The 26,297-nt window shown below is 59.3% G+C and carries 28 protein-coding genes and 2 pseudogenes; 19 read left to right on the top strand and 11 right to left on the bottom strand.

The annotated features are described in order from the left end of the window. Window positions 1-8 precede the first annotated feature (8 nt). The 4 genes and pseudogenes from WN72_RS36085 to WN72_RS36070 all read left to right on the top strand — a co-directional run bounded on the left by WN72_RS36085 (window position 9) and on the right by WN72_RS36070 (window position 4,229). Window positions 9-1,072 (top strand): annotated as a pseudogene (locus WN72_RS36085) (IS110 family RNA-guided transposase). Between the two features lie 317 nt (window positions 1,073-1,389). Beyond that, window positions 1,390-1,623, top strand: coding sequence for a hypothetical protein (locus WN72_RS36080; RefSeq protein ID WP_141379031.1), 234 nt, complete (start codon window positions 1,390-1,392; stop codon window positions 1,621-1,623). Continuing rightward, window positions 1,620-3,368: pseudogene (locus tag WN72_RS36075) on the top strand (relaxase/mobilization nuclease domain-containing protein); the annotation flags it as partial. The gene WN72_RS36080 and the pseudogene WN72_RS36075, both read left to right, overlap by 4 nt. A gap of 657 nt (window positions 3,369-4,025) precedes the next feature. Continuing rightward, window positions 4,026-4,229 carry a hypothetical protein gene (locus WN72_RS36070; protein WP_018640766.1) on the top strand — a complete coding sequence of 68 codons (204 nt, stop codon included), beginning with the start codon at window positions 4,026-4,028 and terminating at the stop codon, window positions 4,227-4,229. Window positions 4,230-5,316: 1,087 nt separating this feature from the next. Here WN72_RS36070 and WN72_RS36065 read toward each other — a convergent pair. The 3 genes from WN72_RS36065 to WN72_RS47240 all read right to left on the bottom strand — a co-directional run bounded on the left by WN72_RS36065 (window position 5,317) and on the right by WN72_RS47240 (window position 6,128). After that, a complete protein-coding gene (locus WN72_RS36065; protein ID WP_018640764.1) occupies window positions 5,317-5,469 on the bottom strand; it encodes a hypothetical protein in 153 nt (50 codons plus the stop codon). An 8-nt stretch (window positions 5,470-5,477) separates the two neighbouring features. Beyond that, entirely contained in the window at window positions 5,478-5,696 is a 219-nt protein-coding gene (locus tag WN72_RS36060; RefSeq protein ID WP_141379029.1) for a hypothetical protein, read from the bottom strand. A gap of 231 nt (window positions 5,697-5,927) precedes the next feature. Then, entirely contained in the window at window positions 5,928-6,128 is a 201-nt protein-coding gene (locus WN72_RS47240) for a hypothetical protein (RefSeq protein WP_014493160.1), read from the bottom strand. 746 nt (window positions 6,129-6,874) lie between these two features. Here WN72_RS47240 and WN72_RS36055 point away from each other — a divergent pair. After that, the gene (locus WN72_RS36055; RefSeq protein WP_244433075.1) at window positions 6,875-7,507 is read left to right on the top strand and encodes a hypothetical protein; all 633 of its coding nucleotides are present in this window, start codon (window positions 6,875-6,877) and stop codon (window positions 7,505-7,507) included. A 1,716-nt stretch (window positions 7,508-9,223) separates the two neighbouring features. Then, entirely contained in the window at window positions 9,224-9,415 is a 192-nt protein-coding gene (locus WN72_RS36050; RefSeq protein ID WP_028170261.1) for a CsbD family protein, read from the top strand. 461 nt (window positions 9,416-9,876) lie between these two features. On the opposite strand, the gene WN72_RS36045 is transcribed toward WN72_RS36050, so the two are convergent. Beyond that, the gene (locus WN72_RS36045; RefSeq protein WP_225895072.1) at window positions 9,877-10,143 is read right to left on the bottom strand and encodes a hypothetical protein; all 267 of its coding nucleotides are present in this window, start codon (window positions 10,141-10,143) and stop codon (window positions 9,877-9,879) included. A gap of 1,304 nt (window positions 10,144-11,447) precedes the next feature. Here WN72_RS36045 and WN72_RS36040 point away from each other — a divergent pair. The 4 genes from WN72_RS36040 (at window position 11,448) to WN72_RS36025 (ending at window position 14,826) form a co-directional block, all read left to right on the top strand. Continuing rightward, entirely contained in the window at window positions 11,448-11,867 is a 420-nt protein-coding gene (locus tag WN72_RS36040; RefSeq protein WP_014493169.1) for a CopG family transcriptional regulator, read from the top strand. Between the two features lie 3 nt (window positions 11,868-11,870). Further along, window positions 11,871-13,061: an extracellular catalytic domain type 1 short-chain-length polyhydroxyalkanoate depolymerase gene (locus WN72_RS36035; RefSeq protein ID WP_014493170.1), complete on the top strand. Its 1,191-nt coding sequence runs from the start codon at window positions 11,871-11,873 to the stop codon at window positions 13,059-13,061. Window positions 13,062-13,210: 149 nt separating this feature from the next. Next, a complete protein-coding gene (locus WN72_RS36030; protein WP_014493171.1) occupies window positions 13,211-13,723 on the top strand; it encodes a hypothetical protein in 513 nt (170 codons plus the stop codon). A 656-nt stretch (window positions 13,724-14,379) separates the two neighbouring features. Next, complete coding sequence (locus WN72_RS36025) at window positions 14,380-14,826, top strand: AAA-type ATPase lid domain-containing protein (protein WP_444979298.1); 447 nt, start codon at window positions 14,380-14,382, stop codon at window positions 14,824-14,826. Here WN72_RS36025 and WN72_RS47930 read toward each other — a convergent pair. From WN72_RS47930 to WN72_RS36010, 3 genes are all read right to left on the bottom strand, one after another. Further along, on the bottom strand, window positions 14,811-15,179 hold the full coding sequence (locus WN72_RS47930) for a DUF2958 domain-containing protein (RefSeq protein WP_141379033.1): 369 nt from the start codon (window positions 15,177-15,179) through the stop codon (window positions 14,811-14,813). The two genes, WN72_RS36025 and WN72_RS47930, sit on opposite strands and share 16 nt — an antisense overlap. Window positions 15,180-15,894: 715 nt before the next feature. Continuing rightward, window positions 15,895-16,266, bottom strand: a complete 372-nt coding sequence (locus WN72_RS36015; RefSeq protein ID WP_014493173.1) for a hypothetical protein — start codon at window positions 16,264-16,266, stop codon at window positions 15,895-15,897. Window positions 16,267-16,542: 276 nt separating this feature from the next. Beyond that, window positions 16,543-16,785, bottom strand: coding sequence for a hypothetical protein (locus tag WN72_RS36010; RefSeq protein WP_225895071.1), 243 nt, complete (start codon window positions 16,783-16,785; stop codon window positions 16,543-16,545). An 896-nt stretch (window positions 16,786-17,681) separates the two neighbouring features. Between WN72_RS36010 and WN72_RS36005 the strand changes: the two genes are divergently transcribed. The 5 genes from WN72_RS36005 (at window position 17,682) to WN72_RS47925 (ending at window position 20,524) form a co-directional block, all read left to right on the top strand. After that, window positions 17,682-17,918, top strand: coding sequence for a DUF6894 family protein (locus tag WN72_RS36005; protein WP_036043705.1), 237 nt, complete (start codon window positions 17,682-17,684; stop codon window positions 17,916-17,918). A 398-nt stretch (window positions 17,919-18,316) separates the two neighbouring features. Next, window positions 18,317-18,991 (top strand): histidine kinase dimerization/phospho-acceptor domain-containing protein, encoded by a 675-nt coding sequence (locus WN72_RS47225; protein WP_244553653.1) that lies wholly within the window; start codon window positions 18,317-18,319, stop codon window positions 18,989-18,991. 55 nt (window positions 18,992-19,046) lie between these two features. Further along, window positions 19,047-19,403 carry a sensor histidine kinase gene (locus WN72_RS47220; RefSeq protein ID WP_014493177.1) on the top strand — a complete coding sequence of 119 codons (357 nt, stop codon included), beginning with the start codon at window positions 19,047-19,049 and terminating at the stop codon, window positions 19,401-19,403. A gap of 305 nt (window positions 19,404-19,708) precedes the next feature. After that, complete coding sequence (locus tag WN72_RS35995; RefSeq protein ID WP_100213765.1) at window positions 19,709-20,047, top strand: response regulator; 339 nt, start codon at window positions 19,709-19,711, stop codon at window positions 20,045-20,047. Window positions 20,048-20,326: 279 nt separating this feature from the next. Then, window positions 20,327-20,524 (top strand): hypothetical protein, encoded by a 198-nt coding sequence (locus WN72_RS47925; RefSeq protein WP_014493179.1) that lies wholly within the window; start codon window positions 20,327-20,329, stop codon window positions 20,522-20,524. Window positions 20,525-20,626: 102 nt separating this feature from the next. Here the strand turns inward: WN72_RS47925 and WN72_RS35990 are convergent, their stop codons facing one another. Together WN72_RS35990 and WN72_RS35985 are read right to left on the bottom strand one after the other, a co-directional pair. Further along, the gene (locus WN72_RS35990; protein WP_157785226.1) at window positions 20,627-20,770 is read right to left on the bottom strand and encodes a hypothetical protein; all 144 of its coding nucleotides are present in this window, start codon (window positions 20,768-20,770) and stop codon (window positions 20,627-20,629) included. Window positions 20,771-20,846: 76 nt separating this feature from the next. Next, window positions 20,847-21,185, bottom strand: a complete 339-nt coding sequence (locus tag WN72_RS35985) for a hypothetical protein (RefSeq protein WP_038936668.1) — start codon at window positions 21,183-21,185, stop codon at window positions 20,847-20,849. 605 nt (window positions 21,186-21,790) lie between these two features. Here WN72_RS35985 and WN72_RS35980 point away from each other — a divergent pair. Together WN72_RS35980 and WN72_RS35975 are read left to right on the top strand one after the other, a co-directional pair. Next, window positions 21,791-22,000, top strand: a complete 210-nt coding sequence (locus tag WN72_RS35980; protein ID WP_014493181.1) for a cold-shock protein — start codon at window positions 21,791-21,793, stop codon at window positions 21,998-22,000. Between the two features lie 458 nt (window positions 22,001-22,458). Further along, the gene (locus tag WN72_RS35975) at window positions 22,459-22,695 is read left to right on the top strand and encodes a hypothetical protein (RefSeq protein ID WP_092212468.1); all 237 of its coding nucleotides are present in this window, start codon (window positions 22,459-22,461) and stop codon (window positions 22,693-22,695) included. 219 nt (window positions 22,696-22,914) lie between these two features. On the opposite strand, the gene WN72_RS35970 is transcribed toward WN72_RS35975, so the two are convergent. After that, window positions 22,915-23,061 carry a hypothetical protein gene (locus WN72_RS35970; protein ID WP_225895070.1) on the bottom strand — a complete coding sequence of 49 codons (147 nt, stop codon included), beginning with the start codon at window positions 23,059-23,061 and terminating at the stop codon, window positions 22,915-22,917. 382 nt (window positions 23,062-23,443) lie between these two features. Beyond that, on the bottom strand, window positions 23,444-23,665 hold the full coding sequence (locus WN72_RS35965) for a hypothetical protein (protein WP_141379027.1): 222 nt from the start codon (window positions 23,663-23,665) through the stop codon (window positions 23,444-23,446). Window positions 23,666-23,850: 185 nt separating this feature from the next. Here WN72_RS35965 and WN72_RS35960 point away from each other — a divergent pair, with 185 nt between their 5' ends. Together WN72_RS35960 and WN72_RS35955 are read left to right on the top strand one after the other, a co-directional pair. Beyond that, the gene (locus WN72_RS35960) at window positions 23,851-24,888 is read left to right on the top strand and encodes an alpha/beta fold hydrolase (RefSeq protein WP_092212466.1); all 1,038 of its coding nucleotides are present in this window, start codon (window positions 23,851-23,853) and stop codon (window positions 24,886-24,888) included. A 175-nt stretch (window positions 24,889-25,063) separates the two neighbouring features. Continuing rightward, the gene (locus WN72_RS35955) at window positions 25,064-26,236 is read left to right on the top strand and encodes an AI-2E family transporter (protein WP_092212464.1); all 1,173 of its coding nucleotides are present in this window, start codon (window positions 25,064-25,066) and stop codon (window positions 26,234-26,236) included. Window positions 26,237-26,297: the final 61 nt, after the last annotated feature.

Raw genomic sequence — 26,297 nt, 5'->3', positions numbered from 1 at the left:
GAGCTCCGATGAAACTGTACGTTGGACTGGACGTCGGCCTTGAAGAAACCAGCGTTTGCATCGTTGATGGCGAGGGTCTCACGGTTCGCGAAGTCAAGGTCAGCACGGAGCCAGAGGCGATCCGCTCCGCTGTAGAGGGCTGTGCGGATCGCCTCGATAGAGTGGGGGTCGAGGCGTCATCGCTAGGCTTCTGGCTGTATCGCGAATTGCAACCAGCTGGACTTCCGATGATTGTCGTAGAAGCGCGCCATATGCGCGTTTCGCTTTCGACAATGCGCAATAAGACCGACCGCAACGATGCGCGCGGCATCGCGCAGATGATGCGGCTGGGCTGGTATCGCGCCGTCCATGTCAAGAACATCGAGATGCAGAAAATGCGCTCGCTGCTGGCGAACAGGAAGCTGCTCAAGCGCAAGCTGATCGACCTCGAGAACCACATTCGTGGCACGCTGAGGGCTTACGGTCTGATGGTTGGAGCGGTCGGCCGCGGAGGATACGAAGCGCAGGTCCGCGAGCTCATCGAGCACAGCGATCCGGTATTCTCCGTGATGATCGAGGCCATGTTGGACGTACGGCGAGCGATCTTCGAGGGTTACGAACGATTGCATAAGGTACTCCTGCAGGTGGTCCAACATGATACGATTTGTCGTCGGCTGATGACCGTACCCGGCGTCGGTCCCGTTGCGGCTCTTTCGTTCAAGGTTGGTGTCGATGACCCTCTCCGGTTTGCGCGATCTCGGACAGTCGGCGCGCATTTTGGTCTGACGCCAAGGCGACACCAGTCTGGAACGTCCACCGACTTCGAAGGCCGAATTACCAAACAGGGCGACGTCGCAGTTCGCTAAGCGCTCTGCGAGGCGGCCGCTAGCTTGTTGCTGCGGGTCAGGAAATGGTCGGCGTTGCGGGCTTGGGGCCTGCGGATCGCCAAGCGGTCGAGCATGTTGTGCGCGGCGTCGCGGCTGCACGCAAGCTTGCGAGCATTCTGCACAGGATGTGGGTCAATGAGACCGACTTCCACGTCGGCTTCGGTGCCAAGGTCACGCAACGATTGCGCTTAAAGCCTGCGCAGTAACTTCTGTTGGATCACGGAGGATGAGCGCTGGTGCTGCAGCCGGCATGCTGAGAAGGAGCAACAATTAGAGATCCGCGCGCGCGGTGAGCGTCCCCTGGCGGGCCGCGAAACGGGGAATGTCCCCTATTTCTTGCCTGCTTCCGTCCTACGTGATGAGAGCGCCAGACTGCTTGGACAGCCCTGTTTACGAACCTGATGAAGAGCATGCGACGGCCATAGTGCTGAACGCGAAGGAACGCATGGACCCCGCCTGGAGAATGCAAACCGCGGTCGCGGCTTTGGTGAGGTGTGTGCGTTGTTGTTGCAAGGAGTGCGTGATGTTTGAAGTGCAGAAAGTCGCAGAAAAGCGTAGACGTGGATTGACTTTGCATGCCCGATTAGGAAGGCGAGATAAAAGGGGCTCGCCGGTCGAACCGCAAGCCATTGGCATGGCTTGGGTTCTGGCGTGCCGGTCAGTCGGGGCGCGTGCCGCGCTTTGCATTTTGACCAATGGAATCAAAGGCGTCTTCGGCACCATGTGCGATTTTGATCGTTGGCAGGCCTTGCCGTGAGCGTGGGCGACAGCGATCTGCGTATTCGGCCTGGACGCATCCGCAGTACCCGCGCGCCGAAGCCGAAGAGCTTCATCAACCAGGTGCTGCGGGCCGCGAAGAAAGCAGGACACACCTCGGGGCAGGCCGCAGCTGGCAGGCGTGCTGCAGCCTATGGGCGCTCGACGTTTGGCCGCGGCAGGCTGTCCTTTAGCCGCGCCAGATTGTTCAGCCCGACACGCCGCGTTGTGGTGAAGGCACGCGTGGTTCGTCACACAGGGCGAGCCTTTCGCTCAGCGCCGCTGACGACCCACATTTTATATCTGAAGCGTGACGGCGTGACCCGGAGCGGCGAGCGGAGAGATGTTCGATGCCGCCGGTGGCCGCACCGATAGCGCAGCTTTCGCAGAACGCTGCAAGGACGACCGGCATCATTCAGGTTCATCGTCTCACCCGAGGACGCCGGCGACATGACCGACCTGAAGGCCTTTACCCGCGATCTCGCCAGACAGATGGAAATCGACCTTGGTACGCGCCTCGATTGGGTGGCTGTCGATCATTGGAACACCGACAACCCTCACGTTCGTCTTCTCGTTCGGGAAGTAGATGAGGAAGGAGCGGATCTCGTGATCTCCCGCGACTACATCAGCCAAGGCCTGCGCTGACGCGCCGAGGAACTGGTCGCCATCGAACTCGGTCCAAAGCCGGAGCACGAGATCCGCAATTCGCTCGAGAGGGAAGTCACGGCGGAACGATGGACGCGGCTCGACCGAGAGATCCGGCTGATGGCCGATGAGACAGGCTCGATCGATCTTCGCCCGGAGAATCCCGGTAAGTCCGATCCCGAGATCCGGCGCCTGATGGTCGGTCGTCTTCAACACCTGGAGAAGATGGGCCTCGCCGCACCCGCCGCGCCAGAGGAATGGATGGTCGGACTCGAGGCCGAGCGCAGCTTGCGCGACCTCGGTATGCGCGGCGACATCATCGAGACAGTGCACCGCGCCTTTGCCGAGCGCGGAGAAGCTCGCGGCGTTGCCGACTTCATTATCGAGGGCGGCCAGCCGACATTCCAGATTGTCGGACGACTTGTCGACCGTGGACTGCATGACGAACTGACCGGCGAGGCCTATGCTCTGATCGACGGAACAGACGGACGGGCGCACCATGTGTGCTTTTGAGGGCTCGAGGCTTTCGAACATGCACCGCCGGTCGGCGGTATCGTCGAGGTCCGACGCTTGGGTCAAGCCGGCGATCCGCGACCGACCGTGGTGCTAGCGACCCGTTCCGACCTCGATCTCGGTGGGCAGGTGACGGCTAAAGGAGCAACCTGGCTCGACTACAGGCTCGTCGAACGCGACCCGATACCGCTCGCCATGGGTGGATTTGGCCGCGAGACCCGCGACGCCATGGAGGCCCGTACCGAGCATCTGATCCAGCAGGGCCTGGCCCGGCGGCAGGGCCAACGCATCATCCTGCAGCACGATCTCCTGGACACGTTGCGTCGACGCGAACTGGACGAGGTGGCAGCAAAGGTCTCGGTCGGCACCGGCCTGCCTCGCGTGAATGCCGCCTCCGGGGAGCATGTGGCGGGAACGTATCGCCAGCGGCTGACGCTCATCGGGACGCTTCGCCATATCGATAATGGGCTCGGTTTCCAGCTCGTGCCTTGGTCCCGCGAACTCGAAAAGAGGCTCGGCCAACACGTCACCGGTGTCGTGAAGGACGGCGGTGGAATCGAATGTGGCTTTAGTCGCAAGCGCGACCTCGCTGCCCATCGTCCCAGCTTTGGCCGCGGCTGCACCTGCCGCTCGTACTCGAAGGAGGTCTCTCCCGACCTCAGCACCTTCCGAACCGTGTTCCGCGACACCTTCAGGTCACGGGCGTCTCGCCCTTCCCCTGAGAACTCGGCGCAGTCCGATCCGTCGCGGGTGCCGTAGCGCACGTCCAGGAGGCCCCTGAGAGCCTTGGCGGGGGCCCATAGTTCGGCTTGCCGGGAAACTTAATTCCCGGTCAAGGCTGCTTACCGACCGTGGCCCATCCCAGCTAGTTGTTGCAACTTGCAGCACGTCGTCGGATTACCCATCGATGGCAGAGTCGTTCGGCAATTCGTTCACGATTGTGGAGGTGGCCTCAGACGATGCGCCGCCAGCGAAGCGGCAAGCCACGTCAGGCGTTGACACTCGTCCTCGCGGCTGTCCCCGAAGGCTGGACGGCGGAAATTGTACCAGCGCTTGTTACGGAAAAGCAGCAAGGGCTGTTTCAGGAACTCAACCTACAACCCGGTGACGTTTACAAGCTCACTCCCGAGTGAGACAGCTTCATTTGGCGTCCTTTTATGCTAGACAATTTTCTTGCCGGGATGACATCGGGCCTGCGTTTGGGAACTGTCCAACTCTGTTCTAGGTTGCCTCGTGGACCGCGCAATGCAGCTTCGCCATTTGGAACAGGCCGAACGGCACGTCGCGCAAGGCGAGCGGAATATTGCCAAGCAAGAGGAGCGTATTGCGGACTTGGCTCGCCGAGGAGCGAACACAACCGAGGCTCAGAAGCTTCTAAACACCTTCTTCGCCATTCAGATGCAGCATATCCAGCACCGCAACCGCATCCTCACGGAGCTGGAAGAATAGGAGTTTGTATAGCGGCAACGCTTGCCTGAGATGGTTCGGTATTTGAACGACCCTTGCCGACCGACCGATGACAGACTCCTGCAAAGCAGCCCTCCCGAGCCGCAGGATCCCGGCCCCATCCGTGAGCCTTGTTCCCTTCGTTTTCGGCATTCGACGCGGGCAAGAAAAAGCTGTTGGGTCTTTTGAATGTCGGAGATGCCAACAGCCGTGTTTGGGATGACGAAATAGCGTGACCGAAAAGCAGCCCGTCCAAAGCCTTCGCCGGGGGGCGGCATGGAGGAAGCTCGACAGGCCGCGCAAGAGTGTGCCGACGATCCCGGGCTACATGACGAGCTTCGGCGAAGATGAACTAAAAGCCGATCCAGTTGGCGGCTCTATTTGCTAGCCCGATGTTGTCCCAGCTCGGACCTGGCGAGAGCGGCTAGTGCTAGTGCGCCACTATCAGGATCATAGCGGACCTCATACAAGGGAGTTATTAGTACGCGCCCTAGCTTGGGGCGATTAGGAGGAAATATTCAGACCGGCGAGAACTATATCGCAGTCCAAATGGCGACGCTTGGTTCATCGGGGCGCGAGCCGACTAGCGGTCATGCTTTTATTATTCATCAGCCCAATGCCCCTTCTGGTGGCCGCCTTTCTCACATTGAATTGGGCGAGCTCTTGCGTGACGGAAATGGAGTCGAACAGCAAGCGTTGCCGCGACTGATCGGAACACTGGTCGAGGTACCGCTGTTTGCCCAGGTCCGGAAGTGCTCCCCAAGGCTAGCAACAGACCCGCCGTTACTCAGTTCGCTAAGCTTGAACGCAGCTAGTCCCGGGACTCGGCGTTCTGAATAATCTCACCATTCAGCCATTCTTGCTCATCGGCCAAAGTCCTTCATGCGGTTTCTATGCGCTTGTACCGGTGGAAAGTTGGATCTCGGCAGCGCGCTCGGCAGTTCTCTGCATTTTGGAATGCTGCGATTGCTTCAAGCTGTCCTCCGTTAGGATGGACATGGGATTGGCCCGGCTCGCGATCAATGCAGTCCGGTCTGACAATTCTCCACCTAACGGGCTGTAAATCGGCCTAGCTAAAAGCAACGCGACGCTAGGTACGGAAGAAAACGAACCAGACAACGGCCATAGCGAGCACAGCGACACTTACGCTGATGAGAAGCAGCAAGAGGATCGAGGGCCCGGGTTCGGCTTGACGCGCTTCCATGGGTGTTTCGATAATGATGCCGTGCTTTTTCTTCACCATGGTTGCACCTAAATTTTGGGTGCTAAGTCGGCGCGGTCAAATACCGGGACAATCTCTACATCCTCGGTCAAGGCACCCGATGGCGTGTCTTCCGCAGCATGGCGCAACGCTTCGGTGCTTGCATCCAATCCATCGGTAGTTTCGTTCGCGCCGCTACCAGCGTCGTGACGACGTGACGGGACTTGATGGCCCGCATCGGCTTCTGTGTTGGGTATCTTTGTGGACATAAGATATCCTTTCGTTCTGGATACCAAGCTGTCCCAACGACTATGGTTCCTACCCTGGCTGAGCGCCGAGCAAGCGCAGGCGTCTTTGTGCACACGGGAGGTTACGCACAAAGTTGGGTTCAATTATGTCTCATGTCACTGTGTTGTGCGCTGCCAGCGCACGATGAAAGTCAGGTTGGGCTACCGCCGACGAAGCAATTCCTTATTGGCAGCAAGCGCGGATTGTGCGCGTCATGAGTGCGAGTGTAGCGCGGATGAATTTGGTCTGCCTACCGGCGGAATCTCCCCGTCCAGCCACTGCTGCTCCTCGGCGAGCGCGCGCCAAGCCGCCTCCATGCGTTGATAGCGGCGCGCGGCGGGGGCCGTCCGAGCCTGCTCCGCGAGGTGCGCGCAGTTCTCGGCGCACTCAAGATATTCGCGGGTACGATACATGATACTGCTACTCTCGACTGATGGGTGTTGCTCTCCTGCCATTCTCCAGATCGATGTCCGGCCGGTCAGGAGGGAGTTGATCCTTCTCAGGATTGCCCTTCCACGGTTCATTTGTCTGCTTGTGATGGGGGGCGTCAGTCTGCTGCCGCGGATCATCCAGCGGCGTCTCGCGCGGGTCTTCGTCTTGTGGGCGTATATTTTCGTCTTGTGGGCGTATATTTTCCATGATGGGTAACGGAAGCGGCTGGCGATCCGTTCCTACGGTGCATAGCAACAAAAAGCTCCCAAAATGCGTTTAGGGGGCATGCAGCGCATAGCCCTATCGCCTTCATTCTTGCCAGCGTGGTTCTCGCCCTCCCCTTGTCGGGAAGGGTGGCGCGAATGCGAAGCACCATAGCGCCGAGCAGTCCACCACAGTGGGAGGGCGAAGTAGTCCGCCATCCACACTTAGCCCGGCACTTCATCGGTGCTACGTTTAATGAGTATGTGTTCAATCTGGGCACAGATCCATGTCGGTGCGTGGGCTGGTCACCGAAGAGCCAATCTGCACTCAGGCATCGAAAGCTGCGGCGGAGCTATGCCAGACCATCTGGCGCGCCGTTAAGCGGCGGGTTCTCAATGGCATCGATCCGGAGCATCCCCAGAACCGTGAACCTAATGGTGTTATCGAGTTAGCCTGTTGAGAGTTGCCTGAGCCGCACCGCGTAACTTGCCTTGCTGTTGCATTAAAATGACGAGAGCTCCGCATGAACGCTGATCGTCACTACGCCGTCGCCTCTATCTTGTTTGATTACGTAAAAAGCCCATCCTTGAAGCACCTGCGTGAGCCGCATAGCGTTCACAAGGTATCGCGCGAGATTATGAAAGCGCTGGATGGAGCAAGCTCCGTGTGGAAGAAGTGGGGAGAGTCGGCGAGAAGAGGCCGCACAGGCAGCGGCTCCATCTGGATACCCGTCGAGGACCTCCAGGCGTTTCTGAATACGTTACCCGGCCTGCCGTTGACGAAAACGGATGTGGAGCAGAGTCTGCGCGCTATTTGGGAAGAACCACATACAAGTTATCCCAAGGACGAACTCAGAAATGGCTGTGTCGCATTGTGTCAGTCAGACAAGGGAAACGGCACCGAGATGCGCGCGATCATTGGAGCGTTGCAGGAGCGCATCGAGCGCGAGGAAGACAGGCTTAGAAACGGAGCAGGAGCAAAGCTATCGGCGCTGGAGAGAGGAAGAGCGAATAAGGCTGGAACAGCGGTTTCTGTTGGGCGCGGATTGTGCGTGGACCAGAATCGAGAGATCCGAAGCATTCTATTGTCGCCGCAACGGTCGTGCGTTCCGCATCGCGCAGGGCAAAGACAAGCGCTGGACCCTGTGCCGGGTTGAAGAAATTGACGACGAGGGCGAGTTGCTCGGCACTTATCAAGGTCGCGGTGATGCGAACAAGGCACTGAAGAAGATTGCTTACGCTCCCCAGCCGCAAAGGTAAGCCCCCCTGAAGAGAGTTCACCAAAGCGGAGTCGGTCGAGATTTGCTAAAGAAAGTATGAAAAGCTTATCGTTTTCTGCCGACGTTGATCGAGGGCGCGTTCTGCAGTCGGATGAACTGGACGAACTCGAACCGCAACAGGAGATTGACGGCATGGCGAAGGGATAGCAACGCGGCAATCGCGAAGCCAAGAAGCCGAAGAAAGAAAGACTAAGGTGGTAGAAGACTAAGCGCATGAGAACGGACCTGCATCAGCGGCCCGATTTCATTTCGGGCTCGATTTCCAAAGCGCATGAGAGCGGCGCAGCGCGTCCCGGGTGATGTCCCGCCAGGGACGTCGCATCGGCACATAGATGGAAGTAACAGATCGTCGTCGCACATGGCTACCGACCGTAGGCTGGGACCCGTCTGTCAACCACCGGCGCCTATGACTGGGCCTTGGCCGGTGGTGGGGCAACCGCAGGAGATGAGGTCGTTTGGCCCCTGAGAACAAAAACGCCGCCCGCTTAAATAAAGCGCAGGCGGCGGCTTACCAGCCCGGGAGGGAGACTGTAAAATCCCGGTATAGGTTGGTCTCTTCGTGGAGTGCAGAAGTTCATCACGCGAACGAGAGCCAAGCTTAAGGTGGCGCCTGTAGTCCGGCGAGGTCAACCACCTGTTGATCTCTCCTGCGACATCGATGTGCCTGGCCTTTCGCAAGAGCTCTGCGCGGCGAACGCCAACGGGCAACTCCTTGACCTGTAGACTAGGCGGAGATTGATCGCCTCCTGTGCGAGGCGATATTCGAGTGTCGATGATTAGTGTGAGGGCCGTCGAGCCGCCATGTTTGATGCTCCGCTGCGGGTCAAGCGGGAGCGGAACTTGCGTTCACATCACCGTAATTGCTAAGGGCCGCGCGATGGCGGACAGTGCGCCTTTCGGTGCTGGATAGCGAGCACTTGTTTCGGCTCCCGCTAGTGAACTATTCGAGTTTCTGCCGCAGGCCGACTGCCGTCATGCGGTAATCGCTTCCGCGCGCGGGCTGGTGTTCGCCACCTATGTCAGGCTCGTAAGGCCAAACGCCGCCAACTGAGGCGGCCTCTCTGCGCTGGTAGGTTTACGTCGGAGCGCGCAGACCTGGTGAATCCAGCCACTTATTGACGATAACCGAGTTATCGATCCGGTTGGCCATCCGTAGAAGCTCGTCGCGTCGAACGCCATGAGGCATACCCTCAGCCTGCTTGCGCAAGTCAATTGCCTCGTCCTCTAAGCGGTATTGAAATATCGATGATTGCTTGAACATGGTGCTCGCTGTTCGGTTAGGCGGGAGCGCAATTGGCGTTCTCAGCACCGATAGAAGCCATGAGCCGGACGGTGATGGGCGTTGTTAACACTTGTGGCAGACCAGGTCTGAGCAATTTTGACCATCCGCTTGCGCGCACTCGGCGACCGGCCGGCGCGCCCCATAAGAGCACGAGTCGGTTAGAACGGCCCGCCAGGCGACGAGAATTTAGTGGTGGCTTGCCTTCAATATGCCGAGGCGTCCGACGCCGGCGGCCTTAAGCGGGCCTCCGCAGGAGGAACCACTGCGCAACGCTTTCGTTGTGTGCTCTCCCAACAGCAAAGGACACGATCATGGACCGCGAACATGTGAAGGGCGCTGCCGACAAGGCAAAAGGCGCCATCAAAGAAGGTGCCGGTAAGCTCACTGGCGACAAGGACATGGAAGCCGAAGGCAAGATCGACAAGGCCAAGGGATCTGCCCACAATGCGGCGGGAGATGTGAAGGATGCAGCGCGGGACGCCGCTGACGCCCTCAAAAAATAAGCAGAAGAGAAGACAAAAACTAGCCGCCTCCGGGCGGCCCTCTCTTTCTGGTGGGCAGACGGCTTCTTGGATCTTTGTTCCGAAATGGCGCGAGGCTTGGAAAGGCCCGTCTCGCCCCGACCCTCAATTTTCGTGTGCGCCGGCCATTCGCTGCTCTTCCTTACTGAGGTTTTCAGCCACCAAGCGTGAGGGAGCGTTTGCATCCTATAGGAACAGCTAGTCAATGCTTGCGTTGGCCGCCACGAACTCTGCTCAGGAAGATTCGAATGCGGAGAGAGCGTTGGATTGGTGATCGACGCTTTGGCGTCAATTACTTTGATGGCACGTATCTGCACGCAGATCCTTTCAAACGCCTCGATTGACCTGCAAGGTGTGCCGATATCCGATCCGTCTCTGCTTATGGTCTCGGAGAACAGCCCGTATATGTGAGTGCTAGGCCGCTCTAACGCTGCTGGTACGCCCTAAGCGTACGGTGGCACGTTCACTAGCGTACCTATCAGGCGCAGAAGGGCCTGGTGCTCGGGTCCTTTCGGCTCACTTCGCAAGAAATCGCCGAGTTCAATGTGTGTCAGTCGGCCGCCAGGAGGCGCATTTGGCTGATGAATGATGAAAGCATGTCCATTGGCCGGCTCGCGTCCCAGAAACCAAGCGTCGCCGTTGGTATCACGATATAGCTCACGTCGTTCGCTCATCTGACGCTCCTTGTGGGCTAAACCTTCAAAATTCATCTGGTCAGTTTCCCCGATCGCAGATCGCGGCGGCGGAGAAGTGCCTGCGTATCAGCTAAGCCCGATTCCTCTGCTTACCTCGCGGGCTTCTCCTGGCGCGAGCCCAACAGTCAGGCCGAGCGCTGAAGCTTGCTCCCCGGCGGTGCCCCCGCGATCGATTAGTTTGGCGGTCCATCCCTCAGGGATGGCATCCAAGACGAGCTGAACGGCCTCTTCTTCCGTACCGGCTGCTAACCAAAACCGGCACTCGCCATCGTCAGTAGTGACCTGCAGCAGATGCGCTTCCATGCATGTGAACAGCCAAAGCCATACTTTGTTGCTATCCCCCTACTCGCGCCGCACGTCCTAGGGCGGCTCTGCCTACGTGAGCCACGGTGGCGGCTTCCAGGGATCGAGCCCAGGAAGCACCGCGGCGGCATTAACGAGACGTTCGACAAGGTCCCGCGCCGGCTTCGAGGCGGCATGGCAGAGGTGGCTGGCAACGCGGTCCGAGATCGATTACGAGGCTTGGCGCAGCTAGCGCGACTGGACCGCCTGGAAGAACTGCATGCACAGGCGGCTCTGCCGTTGCCGACTCAACGGCCGGACGGGAACGCCCGCTGCTCTTGCGGTGAGATGGTCACCATCCGCACTCTGGATGGCCTGAGGCCGCGCTGAGGAACCGGCAAAAGAGGTTTGTGATCGATGGCGAGGCCGTGATCCTGAGTTTGCCGCCCTTGGCTCCGGAATGACGCCTAGTTGGTTCTCCAACCGTACAGGTCGGCCCAGAGCGGTTCGGACTTGTCGAGGAAATCGGTGAAAGCGGCGCTCTCGAGAACTTCAATCTCGCGGGGCTCGTTGTTGTGAAGTTGTGCTGGTAGCTGAGCCGGCCACTGACCACTGCGAAGCGGACAGCGAGCTCGCCGAGAAACGCTTGTTGCCCTGGCGTAAGGCGGGGCCCACGCTGATGCAGCATCAAAGCCGGTCACTTCAGCGAACGTGGGCAGCCGGCCATCCGGCGACACGGGAAGCGGAAGGTGAGCGACATTGAGCATGTCACTCAGAAGGTTAAGGTGCTTTCTATTTTGGTTTGCCCGCGACGTGGGAGCACGACGAACCTGTTTCTGTTTTTTTAAACGAACTGGGCCATCGGGCTTGCGAAGACAGGGGAGGCGAGTTTCGCCAGAATTTGTCTGACGCTCCACGAGACGGTCCGCCTGCGCGAGCTCCTGGTTTATTGGATGGCTCCACCCCTTGAAAGGCGCCCGGGAGCATCTAGATACATCCACACACCATCCAGACGGATGGTGCAGGGATGTTTCACTATGGCCGGAAATGCACACGAGCTGCGACCCAAGGCCCCCGACACCGAGAAGATCACGATCAACCTTGGCTATGTCGACCTCGGTCATGTCGATCTCATGGTGCAGGAAGGGTTCTATTCGAACAGGACCGATTTCATCCGGACAGCAATCCGGAACCAGCTCGAGCGACACGTAGAGGTCGTCAGACAATCCACGGCCCGGAAGAACTTGGACCTCGGGCTGCGCAACTACACACGCGAGGATCTCGAAGCGGCGCGGCGCGCCGGCGAAATGCTGCAGATCAATGTTTTGGGCTTAGCCACCATCGCCCAGGACGTCACTCCCGAGTTGGCGCGCGCCACGATCGCGTCGGTTTCGGTGCTGGGGGCCCTACACGCCACTCCCGCGGTCAAGGCCGCTCTCGCCGACAGAACGAGGTGAACGATGCTGAATCAAGACATAGTCCGCGAAGCAACCCGCCTCACGCGTGCCGGCCAACTGGTCGAAGCCACCGCGCTGCTGCAGCGCATGCTCCAGGGCGATCGCGCTCCAAGACCGGAGTCGCGCAGCGCCTCTCAGGCTCCGCTCTCGCGGCTCGATCCGCTTACCATCGACGCCATGGCCGACGTCGTCGAGGAGCGAGAAGCTCCGCAGGCCTCGTCGGCCCGCTCTGGTCAGGGACGCAGACGCTCCTTACCGCTCGACGGAATGCGGGATTTTTCCGGGCTTGGCCTGCGAAGTCCGATTACGCGCGCTCCTCTGTCGCCATCGGACATCGTGCCCGAGGGCACACGGTTTATCGCCGGTACCTTCAGTAACGCCGCGGGAAGCCGGACCTACAAGCTGTTCATCCCGAGCCGCTGCCAGGGACAACGGCTTCCCCTGATCGTCATGCTTCATGGCTGCACCCAGTCGCCCGACGATTTCGCGGCCGGCACCCGGATGAACTTCCTGGCGGAAGAGCAGAATTGCTTCGTGGCCTATCCTGAGCAGCCGAGCGGAGCCAACCAGTCGAAGTGCTGGAACTGGTTTCGCACCGGTGACCAGCGCCGCGGTGAGGGCGAGCCTTCGATGATCGCCGGCATTACCCGCCAGATCATGCGCGACCATCCGATCGATCCGAAGCGCGTATACGTCGCGGGTCTCTCTGCCGGTGGGGCCGCCGCTGCCATCATGGGCGCCACGTATAGCGACCTATACGCGGCCGTCGGCATTCATTCAGGCCTGGCGTGTGGGGCCGCCAGCGACCTTCCCTCCGCGTTCGTCGCCATGCGGCAGGGAGGCGGCTCCAAGGCAATTGCGGACGGCAAAACTTCTGTGCCGACCATCGTTTTCCATGGCGATCGCGACACAACGGTGCATCCAAAGAATGGCGATCAGATTATCGAGCAGGCCGCCAGGGCAACGAGGCCGACGATGAGGGTGCTGCGCGGACGCGTACCCCACGGCCATGCCTATACTCGCACCGTCCTGATCGACGGGGCCGGTCGGGCGACTTCCGAACACTGGAACATCGATGGCGCGGGACACGCATGGTCAGGCGGCAGCCCCGCCGGGTCCTACACTGACCCGCAAGGGCCGGATGCCACGAGGGAAATGCTGCGCTTCTTCCTCGAGCATTCGCTCGGTGGGTAGTCTGGCTTCTCGGGGCGGCTCAGAGAACGTGCGATTTATCTTAGTTCATGCGACCAACAGTGCACGGGCTTGGAACGCCACGTCACAGAGCCTGTTGTCCTTTCGGAAATGACCGTTGTGGTCGCACCCCCATTTTCTTGGAGCGTCAGATGAGCAAACGCAAAGCGGCGACAGCGGCAAAGCGCGCCCGCAACCCGAAAATGGCCGCGCGGGCCCAACGGAACAAGCAGGCCATTGTTAGAAGCCCGAAAGACAATTCACTTCACTCTGCTGCGGCAGACTCGGTCGAACCGCCTCCTGAGCTTCATGATGATCCTAAACACCAGGTTCCCATCATTGAGCCTGAGGCGGATGCCTTAGTAGGTGACCGCAGCCAGAGAATGACGGATAGCGATCCAACGAAAGGCTTTGCTCTACCGACAGCAAACATGCAGGCGTATCAAGCGAAGCTTCTTGAGATAGCCGGGGCCAACGCGCAATTCGCTTTTGAATTCAGCCTGAGACTTGCGACGATCAGGTCACCAACTGAATTTTTGGGCGTCATTACGGAGTTTACGAGCAGACGGGTCGATATGTTCGCGCGGCATTCGAAAGAACTGGCCGCATATCCGTTCTTGCGGATCAAGCCGCCCCGAGAAGTCACGGCTCTGCCGGGACGATAACTGCAAGCCTTACCCGCTGCGGCAAAGGATGGACGCAAACGCGGATCAAGCACGCGGGTCACGGTTGCTGCTTTCGGCTAGGGAGCGCGACTCACAACGAGGGAGCGGAATCAGCGCCGGCCATTTTGGTGCCGATCTTTGTCTTGACCGCAGTTTCTGCGTGAGGGGCCATCAAACCGCAGTCAGGGGCAAGTGCCTTGCCTTGCGACGCCGCTCTTCAGATGGGCCCATCAAATTGGAACACGCCAAGGATGTCGGGCTCGATTTGCTTCCCTGGCAACCCGCGATTTCTGCGCTGTACCCCAAGAGTTAGCGGACCGAGGCTGCTGGCGCGAGTTGAGGACCCTGCCATCTCCGGGACGCGGGTTCGGAATCAGGTTTGTTCGGAAGATCGGCGGAAGCTGGTGCAAGACGGCGCCTGCGGGTTTTTGCCAATACTTAGCAGGCGGTGCACGCCTACATCTGATCGCGTCGGCGCTCTCGCAGCCTCTGAAAAACCTTCCCGACATGGCGACGAACGTGTCAATGGTCGTCGGCGACGCATCGCGGCGGCCGTCCGATATTCCGGATAACTCCGCCGGTGTGTTTTCTCGCTGAGCCGCCCCTCGAGAAAGGCGCGCGCATAGATGCCGGGCGAACTGTGGCCCTGAACCAGGATCAGATCGCCGCCATGGTTCTCCGAAGCTGCCAGGCGGTTCGAGCGCGACGCGCCCATCCTTGACGAGCAGACGACGTCTGTTCTGCTGGCTTATGCATGGCCGGGAAATGTGCGCGAGCTTCGCAATGCCGCCGACCGTTTCGTGTTGGGTGTGCTCGACGGCAAGACGATCAACAAATCCGGCCTTGGCGGCGCGGACGTCTCGTTGCCTCGCCAGCTCGAGAACATCGAACGATTGATCATCGAGGATGCATTGCGCCGCAAGCAGGGCGACGTCCAGGCAACAGCTGCGCTGCTCGGCCTCCCCAAGCAGACCTTGTACGACAAGATCAAGCGTCTTGGGGTGAACGTCGACGGCATCAAGGAAGGTTCGAGTCTCCGCCGGGGATTGTGTTCGAGTACGGATGCCGGGATGACGTGCCGCCGACGTTACCCGCCATCTTGAAGGCCGCGGGACAGACGCGGCGCCGGACCAGGAAACGCACTCCCTGAGATCCCCACGAACTGCCTCAGGCGACAGATCGAATAAGATAAGACGTAGCCGAGTTCCGGGCACCCCTGACCGAGGTCGCACAGTCCGAAGAGGCGATCGGGCTCGTTTGGGTCGACTTCAGTGATGAGCCACGCGGCTTGAGCCGGTGTGAAAAATTTCGCAACTGGTACGTGGCACCGCCGTTGATTGCGTTCACCAAGAGTTGGACGCGTTCTGCCACCGTGAGGAGATCGACGTTGGACATCAAGCCGCTCCCAGTCAGAGCGTTTGAGTAAATCGACGATTGGATATGTCGCACAATTCATTGGTACAAAGGGCAAATTGGTCGGTCTGGTAAGTGACTTTTGCTACTCTCGATCGGTCGCTCCCTCGGGGGCACCCCGTCGTCTGATCTCGTCCTCGATTTCTTCAAGAAAATCGAGGATCTCGGGAAAGTCCATGTCCTCAGAGCTTATAACGCTCCACGATCGTCAGCTCAGCCTCTGAAAAAGGTCCGGCCCCATTTTGCATCACCGTCTCCCGTTTTATAGGACGAGCAGGCAGGCGAGAGCGACTGATGGCGTTCTCATCACCGATAAATGCCTAGGGCCTCGCGGTGACAGGTTTTGTTAACATCTACGGCGGTACCGAATCTGAGCAAATTTGACCATCTCGCCACAAGGCGATGGGGAGAGCCTAGCACTCGTCCTTGGCTCTGTGATGAAGATTAAAAGCGTGTCGTACTTGTCGCGGGCTTCGGTACCAGCGCCGTATCGGCCAGGCCGCCATAGTGTGGTGGATTGTAAATTGTCGTTGTCAGCGTCTGCCTTGGCTTGTTCGCTCAGTCTTCTCGGGCGTCCAAACGGACATTGCCTCACTAATGACTTTGCTGCGGCTTATGGCGCCGGCGGCAATTTGAACAAGGTGCCAATCGTCCAACAGCTTCCCGCCAGAATGCCGAATCCATCCCGCATGGTGTGGTCAAAGACGATCGCCCGATCGAGGGCGACTGGCCCTATCTGTTGTCCTCCCGAATGGGAATCAGGTCTTGGCCGCTGTCTTGGCAATCTCCGTCTCGCTGCCGGTGGCGCAAGCCTTGGCGAATGAGTAGTCCATGCTCGTGGACGCCACACTCTTCACGAATTCGCTGACGACGTTTTCTCTGGAATAAGGGCCGGTCGCCTTGAACTTCGCGAGAGCGCCGTCCGCGGCTGTAAACTGAGCGACACACCGCGGTACCAGAACGGACATCCGGCCACTGGTCTCCGCCGAGACCCGCATGACCCTGGCGGACTCCCCGGTGACCCAACCGCCCCAGGCAAATCCAATCGCCATCGTCGCCACCGCGCCGAAAGCAATTCCTTGAAGGAAACGGGTCCGCGCCTCGCCTTGTAATATTGCAGGAAGCTTCATGATGGTTGCCTTTCGTGAGCGCATGAGGACGTGCACCGGCGCTGCTGACGCACGTTGGTAAAATCCAGTTTTATGATTGCGCCTTCCGATGGCACGTGAGCTGCTACTACGACGACGCGCGGCGACTTCGGAGGTCGCTGCTTCCTGGGCAGCTTCAAGGTGAGCATCTGCCAACCTCTAGCCATACCCTATATCTTCGGATTGACCGTGTAAATGACGTTGCGCTCTGCTTCGACCGCACGTTCAGGCCGCGCGACGAGCCTTCTTGGCTTTGCGCTAGCCAGACAAACTACTTTGCCAGAGCGTCACGGCTACGACCAGTTGAGTGTAATTGGCGTGTCTGAACTCCTCATCCCAACGAATAAGATCGTACGCGATCTTGTCCGGCGTATAGGCACGAAAGTTGAAGCCAGCAGAGAGATGCCGCGCAGCGGCACCATCCAGGGCTTCCTTGGTGACATCCGTCATACGGCGCCCTTCTGCAAAACCGGTTTCGCTGCTGAACGTGTTTCCGTTCAAGGCCAGCCTCTTCGTTCGGATGACGCTGCGCTTCGTAGCAGGGAATAGCCAGTGAAATCGGGGCTCGCGAGCGTCAAATCGAAGGTCTGTCCGCTCCCTGCCAGGTCGAGATAGTTGTGGCTATTGCAGCTCCGGAGGTGCACGCTGTCCTTCAGGCAGAGATGATATCAATCGGTCGATCTGTCAGACGCGCTGCCGTCGCAATGGTCCGGAAGGCAATTGCACTTCGTCGCTCCCTGGTCGTGTTTGAGAACAGCGCAAGGAGCTGTGCGATGAGCGGGCGGTCGTGGCAGGAGTTCACTGGAACCCTAAGCGACCGCGGTCATTAGCTGGAGGCGGGAGCGAAAATGGCCGGATTCCCGCCTCTCCTCCCGCGGCATCGCCGTTATCGCCCTCCAATCAATGATGTCAGAGATGTCCAGGTCAAAAGCAGTTCCGCGGAAGACGTCAGCGGGGACAGCCGAGCAAGGACGGGCGGTTCGGCTGACGCCCGAGCTTCTCGACCAGGTTGACGCATGGGCGCTCAGCCAGAAGCAGAGGCCTAACCGATCAGAAGCGGTACAACTGCTGGTGAAGACGGCGCTCGAAGGGCTGCGTGATCGGCCTATGCGCGAATCTCCAGAGTCGAATCGTGAGAGCCCTCGGATCCGCGCAAAGGAGCTTGCCTCTGACGCGCTCGACCGGCTGGCCGATACGGGTGCGACATCCGAAGACAGGGCAAGCCGGAAGAGCAGGCTGATGAAAGGTCCCGAAGAATTTCGCAAGGTCCGGCGGGACAGATCGAACAGTTGAGGCTGATCGTGTGACAGGACGACAGCCGCATCGATGTCCGAGTCTTCAGGCAAGCGACGCACCGATTGGCGGGACTAATATGTGTTCAATTTCTGGAGCGCTCCATGAATCGGTATTTCTTTGACATCCAAAGTGGTCGCGATTTCTTTGCAGACGAGGAAGGTCTACCCCTCCCCAATCTGAAAGCCGCCGAAGTCAAAGCAATGCAAACCTTGACTGGAATCGCCCAGGAATCCGTCTTCCCAAGCAAGCGGGCGGATTTGGCAGTGGAAGTGCGCTCGAGCACTGAACAGCTGTTCTGCGTTTCGATAGTCCATCGGAACTCGAGCACCAAGCATTGAAGCCGGTTCCCCTAGGCCAATATGGTGGTGGTAGCTTGCATCCGCTACAGATCGACGCAGAGGTGCGCCGGGTCCTGCCCGCGACGTGAGTGGAACGATCGCTTTCCGATATCCCCGCGTCCTGCAGGGCAAGTGCCAAACGACCGTTGTACCGCAGGTTCCGGCCGCAAAGTCGCGCGGTTCTCCCCGCTGGCGGAGCCAGTTGTGACAGCTCGGGAGCCAGTGGCTATACTCTAGGCTCGGCGCTTCGGAAGGGCACGGCATTCGCGAGCAGCGGGCTTGTGCCTGCTCGATCTAGGGCTCGCGTCATCTACTTGGGGGCGGCTTTGAGCAATTCCACTGAGCGGCCAAAGTACGAACGCCTGGCTGACTTCATTCGATAGAACCAGGCTCCGATCGTGAAGGAATGGATGGAGTTCGCTCGAACTCTGTCACCGGCAAGCGATCGGATGACGAAGTTGGCTCTGGAAGATCATATCTTCGATCTTCTTAGGTTTGTGGCGGACGACCTCGAAACCGCACAAACCCCGCGGGAGCGATTTGATAAATCGCGAGGCGACGGCCCGAAAGATAGCCCCTTTTCTCAAAGCGCGGCTGAGCTCCATGCCGCTCTGCGTCTGGCCGACGGCTTTAACATCGACCAGATGATCTCGGAATACCGGGCGCTTCGCGCAAGCGTCGTCAAGCAGTGGGTTGCTCATCATCGAAGCCTTGCGGACACCGATATTGAGGACTTGACGCGGTTCAATGAAGCGATCGATCAGGCCGTGACGGAGTCGGTGGCCCACTATACCAAGACGATAAATGACTCGTGCAACCTGTTTCTGGGCGTCCTCGGCCACGACCTGCGCAATCCTCTCGGCGCCGTTTCAATGGGCGCTCAGTGGATGGAGCGATCGGGGACAACCGACGCGAAGCAGGCCAAGGTTGTTTCGGAGATCAAGCTGGCCGCAGGGCGGGCGACGCGAATTCTGAACGATCTGCTCGATCTCACACGCTTCCATCGGCACTCAAATCCCCGTTACAAAGACCGAGAACGACGTTGCGGCTCTGTGCCAGGAAATCGCGGATGAGTTTCGCGCCGTCAACGCAGATAGGAAACTTCAAGTCGCAACGAAGGGCGATCCGTTGGTTTCCTGCGACCGCGCCCGCCTGGGACAGGTGCTGTCCAACCTGATGGGCAACGCGGTCCATTATGGCGACGTAGCGACGCCCATCACAGTGACCGTCGCAGGTAACGATCCCGATGCTGTGACCATCAACGTGCACAATCTCGGCTCCTCAATCCCGCTTGAAGCGCAAAAATCAATCTTCCAATCCTGGACGCGAGGCCACGATGACGGAAGTCCGCCAGAGCACAGTACCCACCTCGGCCTTGGCCTCTACATCGCAAAATTGATCGTCGAAGCCCATGGCGGCGAGATCTCTGTGGCATCCAACGAAGAAACAGGCACGTGCTTTTCGATCCGACTGCCTCACAGGTGACGGTCATGCTCTGAGGGGAAGGGGTGGTGGCGTTCGACGCGCTCACCCTGCGGCGATGGGCGGGCAGGGTCGCCAGACGCACATTGCCGACGGGGCGACTTCCACGCTCATTCGGCGGAAGTGGCGGCGCCTCATGGTGAACCCTTGGAACCGTCAGCCGCATTGTCGATGCAAAGACTGCTCAGAAACAATCGGCCATTCGGAACGTCGGCTGCTGCCATCGCTTGATGTCCGACCGGGTGGCGTCTCCTGCATTAGAAAGAGCTGATATGCCAGAGCAAAGCTCTCCTCGCGGCAGTTGCAACTTGATCGTCGAGGACGAACCGATGCTCCTCTTGATGGCGAACGACATCGTCCAGGATGCGGGGCTGCATCCGCTCCTTGCCGGCAATGCCGATGAGGCCATCAAGATTCTTGAAACCCGACAGGATGTCTGCGTGGTCTTTACGGATGTCAGGATGCCTGGCTCGATGGACGGGATTGGGCTCGTGGAAGCCGTTCGCGAAAGATGGCCACCGATCCAGCTCCTTGTGGTCTCCGCCCATCTGGTCGAAGGCTCTGAGCTACCCGATGGGGCAAGATTCTTCCGCAAGCCATACCCGTCAGAGGCGATCATCTCGACGCTCCGAGAGCTTGCTGCCTGATCGTGAGGAGCGTTTGTCCGCACAACGGGTTGCTGAACGCCTTTGGCGCCGGCGTCGCTCCGATGCCCATCTGTGCTCGCGCGCTTCGCATTTCCTGTGGGGGCGTTGATCCTGCGGGCGCCGAGCGCGGGTCTCACCAGCTTCTACCACCTGATCAATATTGACCAGCGCGTCGCACCTTAAATTGCTACGCTTGATGCATCGCCGCGCGGCCCTCGGTATCTGTCGGTGATGAGAACGCTGTCGCGCTCCCGCCTTCCCTGGGAAAAGGAGCACGCTATGCAGCGACGCCGAATCAACCAAACCACCTCCTTTGAAGAACGCCTAGCCGAGCATGGGCGAGCCCTTCGTCAAAAGGCAAAATCGCTTCCGCCAGGTGTTGAGCGGGAACAAACCATCCGCAAAGCTCGGCAGGCGGAGACCGGGGCTCAAATCAGCGAATGGCTGTCCACACCCGGATTACCGGCTCCCGAATGAAGGAACGGGAGGTCGCTGCGTTCGAGCAGCATCAGAAAGCAGCATGATGTTGCGCGCGGATCCTGCTGGCAGGCCCCGCGCGCCGGCTCACGATCATTGCGTTCAGTCCCGGTCGTTCGCCTCTTCCTTGATCACGGGCGGTGTATGGCCGAGCTCAATCTTTTGAGCCAGTTGCGCCCGCTCCTTGTCTGCCGGCTGATCTTCTCCGCGGACGCGCATGATGCCGTGGTCTGATGTCTTGGTCATGATGACCTCCTGCCGGACCAAGCCCGGCTTAACCACAACGTTCCAAATACGGAGAGCCGCGGGCGGAGCGGTCGCGTCATTCCGGTTGCTTCGCCACAATTGGCCGCGGCCTCGTTCTGAAACGTCGCCTGAGCCGCTTCCATTTCATCTCGATCCAACGCAACACGGCAAGGAGAGGTTTTTGCAGGATCGGCATGTCCTGCGCGATAAGAAGAAGTCCAAGGGGGAGCATCCAGAGGCCGAAGAGGGGCAAGAAGCTGAAGATGCCCCCGAGAATTAATATCCCCGCGACAATGACACGGATCCAGAATTTGGATGGCTCTCGCAGCCAGCGAATGAAAGTCCCCACTTTCGTGGGCACTCGACGCTCGATCAATGCGAAGTATCTGTTCAGCCCCAATATGACGGAAGCCATGCCAATTCCGATTCGCGCGAGTGTTAAAGCACCGCATCACAACAATGCTGCTTGGGGAGCCAAACCGACTGGGGGCGGAGTGTTCCTCCGTCCTGGTTGCGCACAGAGGAAAAGTGCGGCGAGGTCGCTTGGACATGCAGAACCCAGTGAGGTGCTCTCAACTCGGTGCCCTTGCTTGCGTCGGGGGACGACACGTCACAGGCATCGAGAGATGCCCATCAAACAAAAGCCGCCGGGCGTTACACCGAACGGCTTTTCTTCGCGGCTCCCAGTCTCCTGGTTCTGCCGCCAGATTCAAACCGCCTTCTCACCCTTTGTTCCCTTCGAGAGTCCGGCTGTCAGCAGATCGGCGGACAGCGCGTGTGCTTGACCCGTAAGGGGCCACTGCCAGCTCCCCTTGTGTTTGCAGTAACACGGGCTTTCCCTCACCACGGCCACTTGCGGAACGAACAAGCAATAGCCATTTGGTAATTATCGAGTTTCGGCCGAACGACTTGGCCTTGCCGCTTAAAGCGCGCCTGACTGACGACCTCCCTCCAGATCTCGCTTAGCTTGCTGCGCGCTCGAGCGCGGCTCCGAACATCTATCCCAAAGGAAGATCACCCATGAATACGGGAACTGTGAAGTGGTTTAACGGCCAAAAAGGCTTCGGCTTCATTCAACCAGACCAAGGAAGCCAAGACGTCTTCGTTCATATCAGCGCGGTTGAACGCGCCGGCATGAGCGGTCTCGATGAAGGACAAAAGGTGTCCTTCGACGTCGTTGCTGACCGCCGGACCGGCAAGTCCGCAGCAGAGAATCTGCGCGTCGCGTAAGCGTGCATAGGATGCCATGCTGCTTTGACCACGGATGTACTGGCAGGGCCTCTGGCTTCGCAACCCGCGACCGGTTTAACGGCTGCGGGTTTGTTTTTTAGAACGCAAGGAAGATGGCGCTTCGCAATGTGCGCGCAGCCGGTTTCCCTACGCCGCTCGTCGCCGTCGGAATCCAGCTTGAACGAAAAAGTGGCATCTTTTGCCGGCGTCCCCATATGAGATGAATGACCAAATGGCAAAAATCCAGCGCGCGGCAACCGCACAAGACGAAGGCTGAACTCCGTCAAATGCTGACAGATGCGGTTCGTAATACGTCCGTAACTGACTTGGGACCAAGGCCCGTCGTAAGACGTGAGGGCCACGGGCAGCGGCTTGCGTCGATTAGGCTTGGACAGTCATCGTAACGTGGCGTTCAGTCCATGCGAGCGAAGTCTTTCGACAACCAGTGAAGGAGCAAGATGCGCAAGTTTCCCGAGCCCACCGAGCGAGAGGTTCAGGAAGGACCCCAACAAGTATCCTTCCAGATCGCGAATGGAAACGCGCGTCAGACCTGCGTTTTGCAAACCGCTTACCCAACGAAAGCGCAGGCGCAGAAGTACCTTCTCTCAAATTGGCCGGCCATCGAAAAGATGGCGCGCGACGCTCTCGCGGCGGGGGCCGTTGAGGGCGGGCAGGTCAAGCTCGTATTGAGCTGATCAACCGGAGAGGGCGCCGGACAATGGCTCCAGTTCCAGTTGGCGCGGCCAACTGTTTTGTCTGAACCGTGATGCCGGGCAACGGCTCGTTGCGCGGCGTTTGGCGGTCAGATCGTCCGAAAGATGCAGCGGCTGTTTGAGCCGACTGTACCTCCTCCTGCATGTCTCTAACCGCCGAGCTCGCGCGCAGCGAAGACACTTATCGGGGAGAGTTGATTCTCAGCCCAATAAGGTTCGGGCCTTTGTCACGGCGTCATAGATTTCGATCTTGAGCATCGGGTAAGTCGACTTAAGTGCGCGACCCGACGACTCGGCAGCTTCCGCAGTATCAAGCATCGGCTTGAAATGCCCGTCGACGATGATCACGAATCCCTCCGTCGGCAGTCTGTCAGCACGTGGTGCTCTCGGCTCGGGCTCTTCAATTGAGTGAACAGGCATTTTCATATGAATAGCTCCTTAAAAGCGACAGCACACCAGCCATAGATCCTATCGCGGCATCAGGCCCAGCAGCTGAGTTCTTCCCTAACCGAGGCAGAGGCGGACAATCTGACAGGAACGACTCTCTCATCGTGAGATTGTCATATTGGTCTGTGGCGCGATACTGACCCCTCAGCTTGCGCCATCCACCCGGGATGGCTCATCGTCGGACGCGCGTCTTGCGATGAGCCGATTCTCGGAAGGCTGACTCAATTGGTCTTTCAGATTCCTTCCGCGTCCGACGAAGGCAAAGTCGCGAGCGGTGCCGGGCCTATCCGGCGGGCTTTTCTTTGTGCCGAGCCGGGGTGTCCCGATTTTCGTCAGTCTGCTCCGCGTCTCCGGGCTTTTTTCCAGCCATGTTTCCCGGATTGTAATGGTACTTACCTTCCGGATTTTCGCCGGGCTGCTTCTCATTGGGGATTTTGTTGTTTGCCATTGATCCAGTCGCTTTCTCGGCAAGAGTAACAATGTTGAACAAGACCAACGTCGACATGTTCCACGCCATCATTATTGCCTTCAGCTGGGCTGATCAGTAAGAGTAATCTTGAACCGGCGAGAGCGACAACGATGCGCTCCAAGTAACGTTTGGAACGAAGATTCGGCGGCGATGGTTGAGGATGAGCTGCAACATTTCTCAATTTGCCTGAGTCATCGTGCAGACCATCTGAGGTACTGCACATGGCACTCCCGCGAACACGCTCCCTCTCGCTCCAGTCCGACTACACCGCTGCCTTGCGGCGACATCCTGCGCTTATGGCATTTGCCGGGGCGGCTTCCCTCCTCGGGGCCATGGCGATCGTAAATGGGCGAGTCGCCAAGAAAGCGGAACGCGATAACCCGCCTCGCGGGCAGTTCTTGGAGATCGATGGCGTCCGACTGCACTACGTGGAACGCGGCAACGGCCGTCCGCTTGTGCTCCTGCACGGCAACGGCAGCATGATCCAGGATTTTGAATCCAGCGGCTTGATCGACCTGGCGGCCAACCGGTTTCGGGTGATCGTATTCGACCGCCCCGGATTCGGACACAGCTCGCGGCCGCGGAACGTGATATGGACCCCGGAAGCCCAGGCCGATCTGTTCAGAAAGGCGCTTGATCGGCTGAGCGTTCAGCGGGCGATCGTGCTTGGACATTCATGGGGTGCGGCGGTCGCTCTTGCGCTGGCGACAAGACATCCGTCATTTGTCGAAGCTTTGGTGCTCGCATCAGGCTACTATTTTCCAACCGTTCGTGCTGACTCGGCGGCATCTTCGATGTCTTCGATACCCGGGATGGGCGATGCGATCAGTCACACGATCTCGCCGATCGTCAGCCGCCTCTTGCGGCCTTCCATGTTGCGAAAGATGTTCGGTCCGCGGCCAGTCCCTGACAAGTTCGTCGGCTTCCCCAAGGAGCTGGCGTTGCGACCGTCACAGATGCGTGCCAGCGCGGCGGAGGCAACGTTGATGATCCCCGCTGCATTCGAGTCGTCGAAGAGCTACGATCAACTCAAGATGCCCACCATCATCATCGCCGGCGATGAGGATCGCCTCATCGATATCAACAAGCAATCGGTCAGACTTCACGGCGAAATCGCTCACAGCAAGCTGCACCGCGTCGCTGGGGCAGGGCACATGATCCAACAGTCTGCCACGGCTCGGTTGATGGCGGCCATCGATGAAGCCGCTGCTGCGACCGACATTGGCGGGAATGCACCGCACCGGTTCGCGAGCGCCTAGGAACGCTCCGGCGGGGCCACGTGTTCTCATTCTTCAGTTGGCGAAGAGGCCCGCCGCGGCCGAACCGTCCAGCCGGACCGACTGCTTATCCGGCTAGAGGCTCCTGCAGCCGCATCGCGCCCTTCCGACCGGTGCGAAGCTGACTCAGCGGGTTGGGGCAGGCCCCTTGATCGGGATGGAGAAAAGCGTCGTGGTCTCGCTGTCAAAGTTGCCGCATGAGCCCCCCTGGTCCCCGGGGCAGAATGTCGGCGTACCGGAACCGGCTGCCTCGCCACCGCAGGCGGCCGACGATATCGAAATGCCGCTGCCGTCCAGCCCGCAGACGTTCTTTCTCGATAGTCTGCTAACACTGGCCGTGCTGGCAGCCATGCATGTGGCAAGCTCGATCATATTGCCCGTGGTGCTCGCCTTCGTGCTGCAGCTCATTCTGCACCCCGTCGTGCATCTGCTCGAGCGTATAGGTCTCCCCCGTGCCATCGGAGCGCTCTTGGCGATCCTGGTGGTGGTGGGAGCGCTCGTGGGGTTTGTGGCAGCCTTGTCGCTACCTGCCGCGACCTGGGCGGAGAAATTGCCGGAGGGCCTGCCTCGCCTCGAAACTCACTTGGTCGTTCTAAAGCGCCCGATCGAAGCGCTGCAGAAAGTCATCCAGCAGGCCGAGCACGTCGCCGACGCTCCCGAGAAGAAAGGAGCCATCGTTTCGGTCCGCAGCGATCTCGGCCTGACCGGCGCGCTCTTCGCTGGAACGCGGGCTGTCATCGACGGCCTTTTTACCACGGTTCTGGTGCTCTACTTTCTCCTGGTCGCAGGCGACGTTTTTCTGCGACGTATCGTCGAGGTCCTCCCAAGTTTTCGCGACAAGAGGCAGGCGGTGGACATCTCCCAGCACATCGAAGCGGACATATCTGCCTATCTGCTTACAATCACCGCCATGAATGCTGCAGTGGGAATTGCAACGGCGGTTGCGATGTATTTCTGCGGGCTTGGAGACCCGCTGTTGTGGGGAGCCAAGGCCTTCCTGCTCAACTACGTTCCAATTCTGGGCCCACTGTTAGGCACCGTCATCTTCCTGCTGGCCGGAATGTTGAGCTTCGACAGCTTGTGGTGGGCCTTGCTGCCGCCGGCCCTCTACTTCTGCATCCACCTCGCCGAAGGCGAAACCCTGACGCCCATGTTGCTTGCCCGACGCTTCACGCTGAACCCGGTGCTGGTCATCCTGTCGCTGGTGTTCTGGTTCTGGATGTGGGGCGTGCCTGGCGCGATCCTGGCTGTTCCGATGCTGGCCATCCTCAAGATCGTCAGCGATCGCGTGCGTCCGCTAAGAGCTTTGGGCCACGTCCTCGAAGGCTAGTCCGGTGTCGCTCTTGGGAGAAGATTGAGGACCGCGCCGTCGAAAGGCGGCCATTGCAGCA

The sequence above is a fragment of the Bradyrhizobium arachidis genome, from assembly GCF_015291705.1.
Taxonomy (GTDB): domain Bacteria; phylum Pseudomonadota; class Alphaproteobacteria; order Rhizobiales; family Xanthobacteraceae; genus Bradyrhizobium; species Bradyrhizobium arachidis.
Note: the sequence above shows the minus strand (reverse complement) of the source record. Positions and strands in the feature narration are given on the sequence as shown.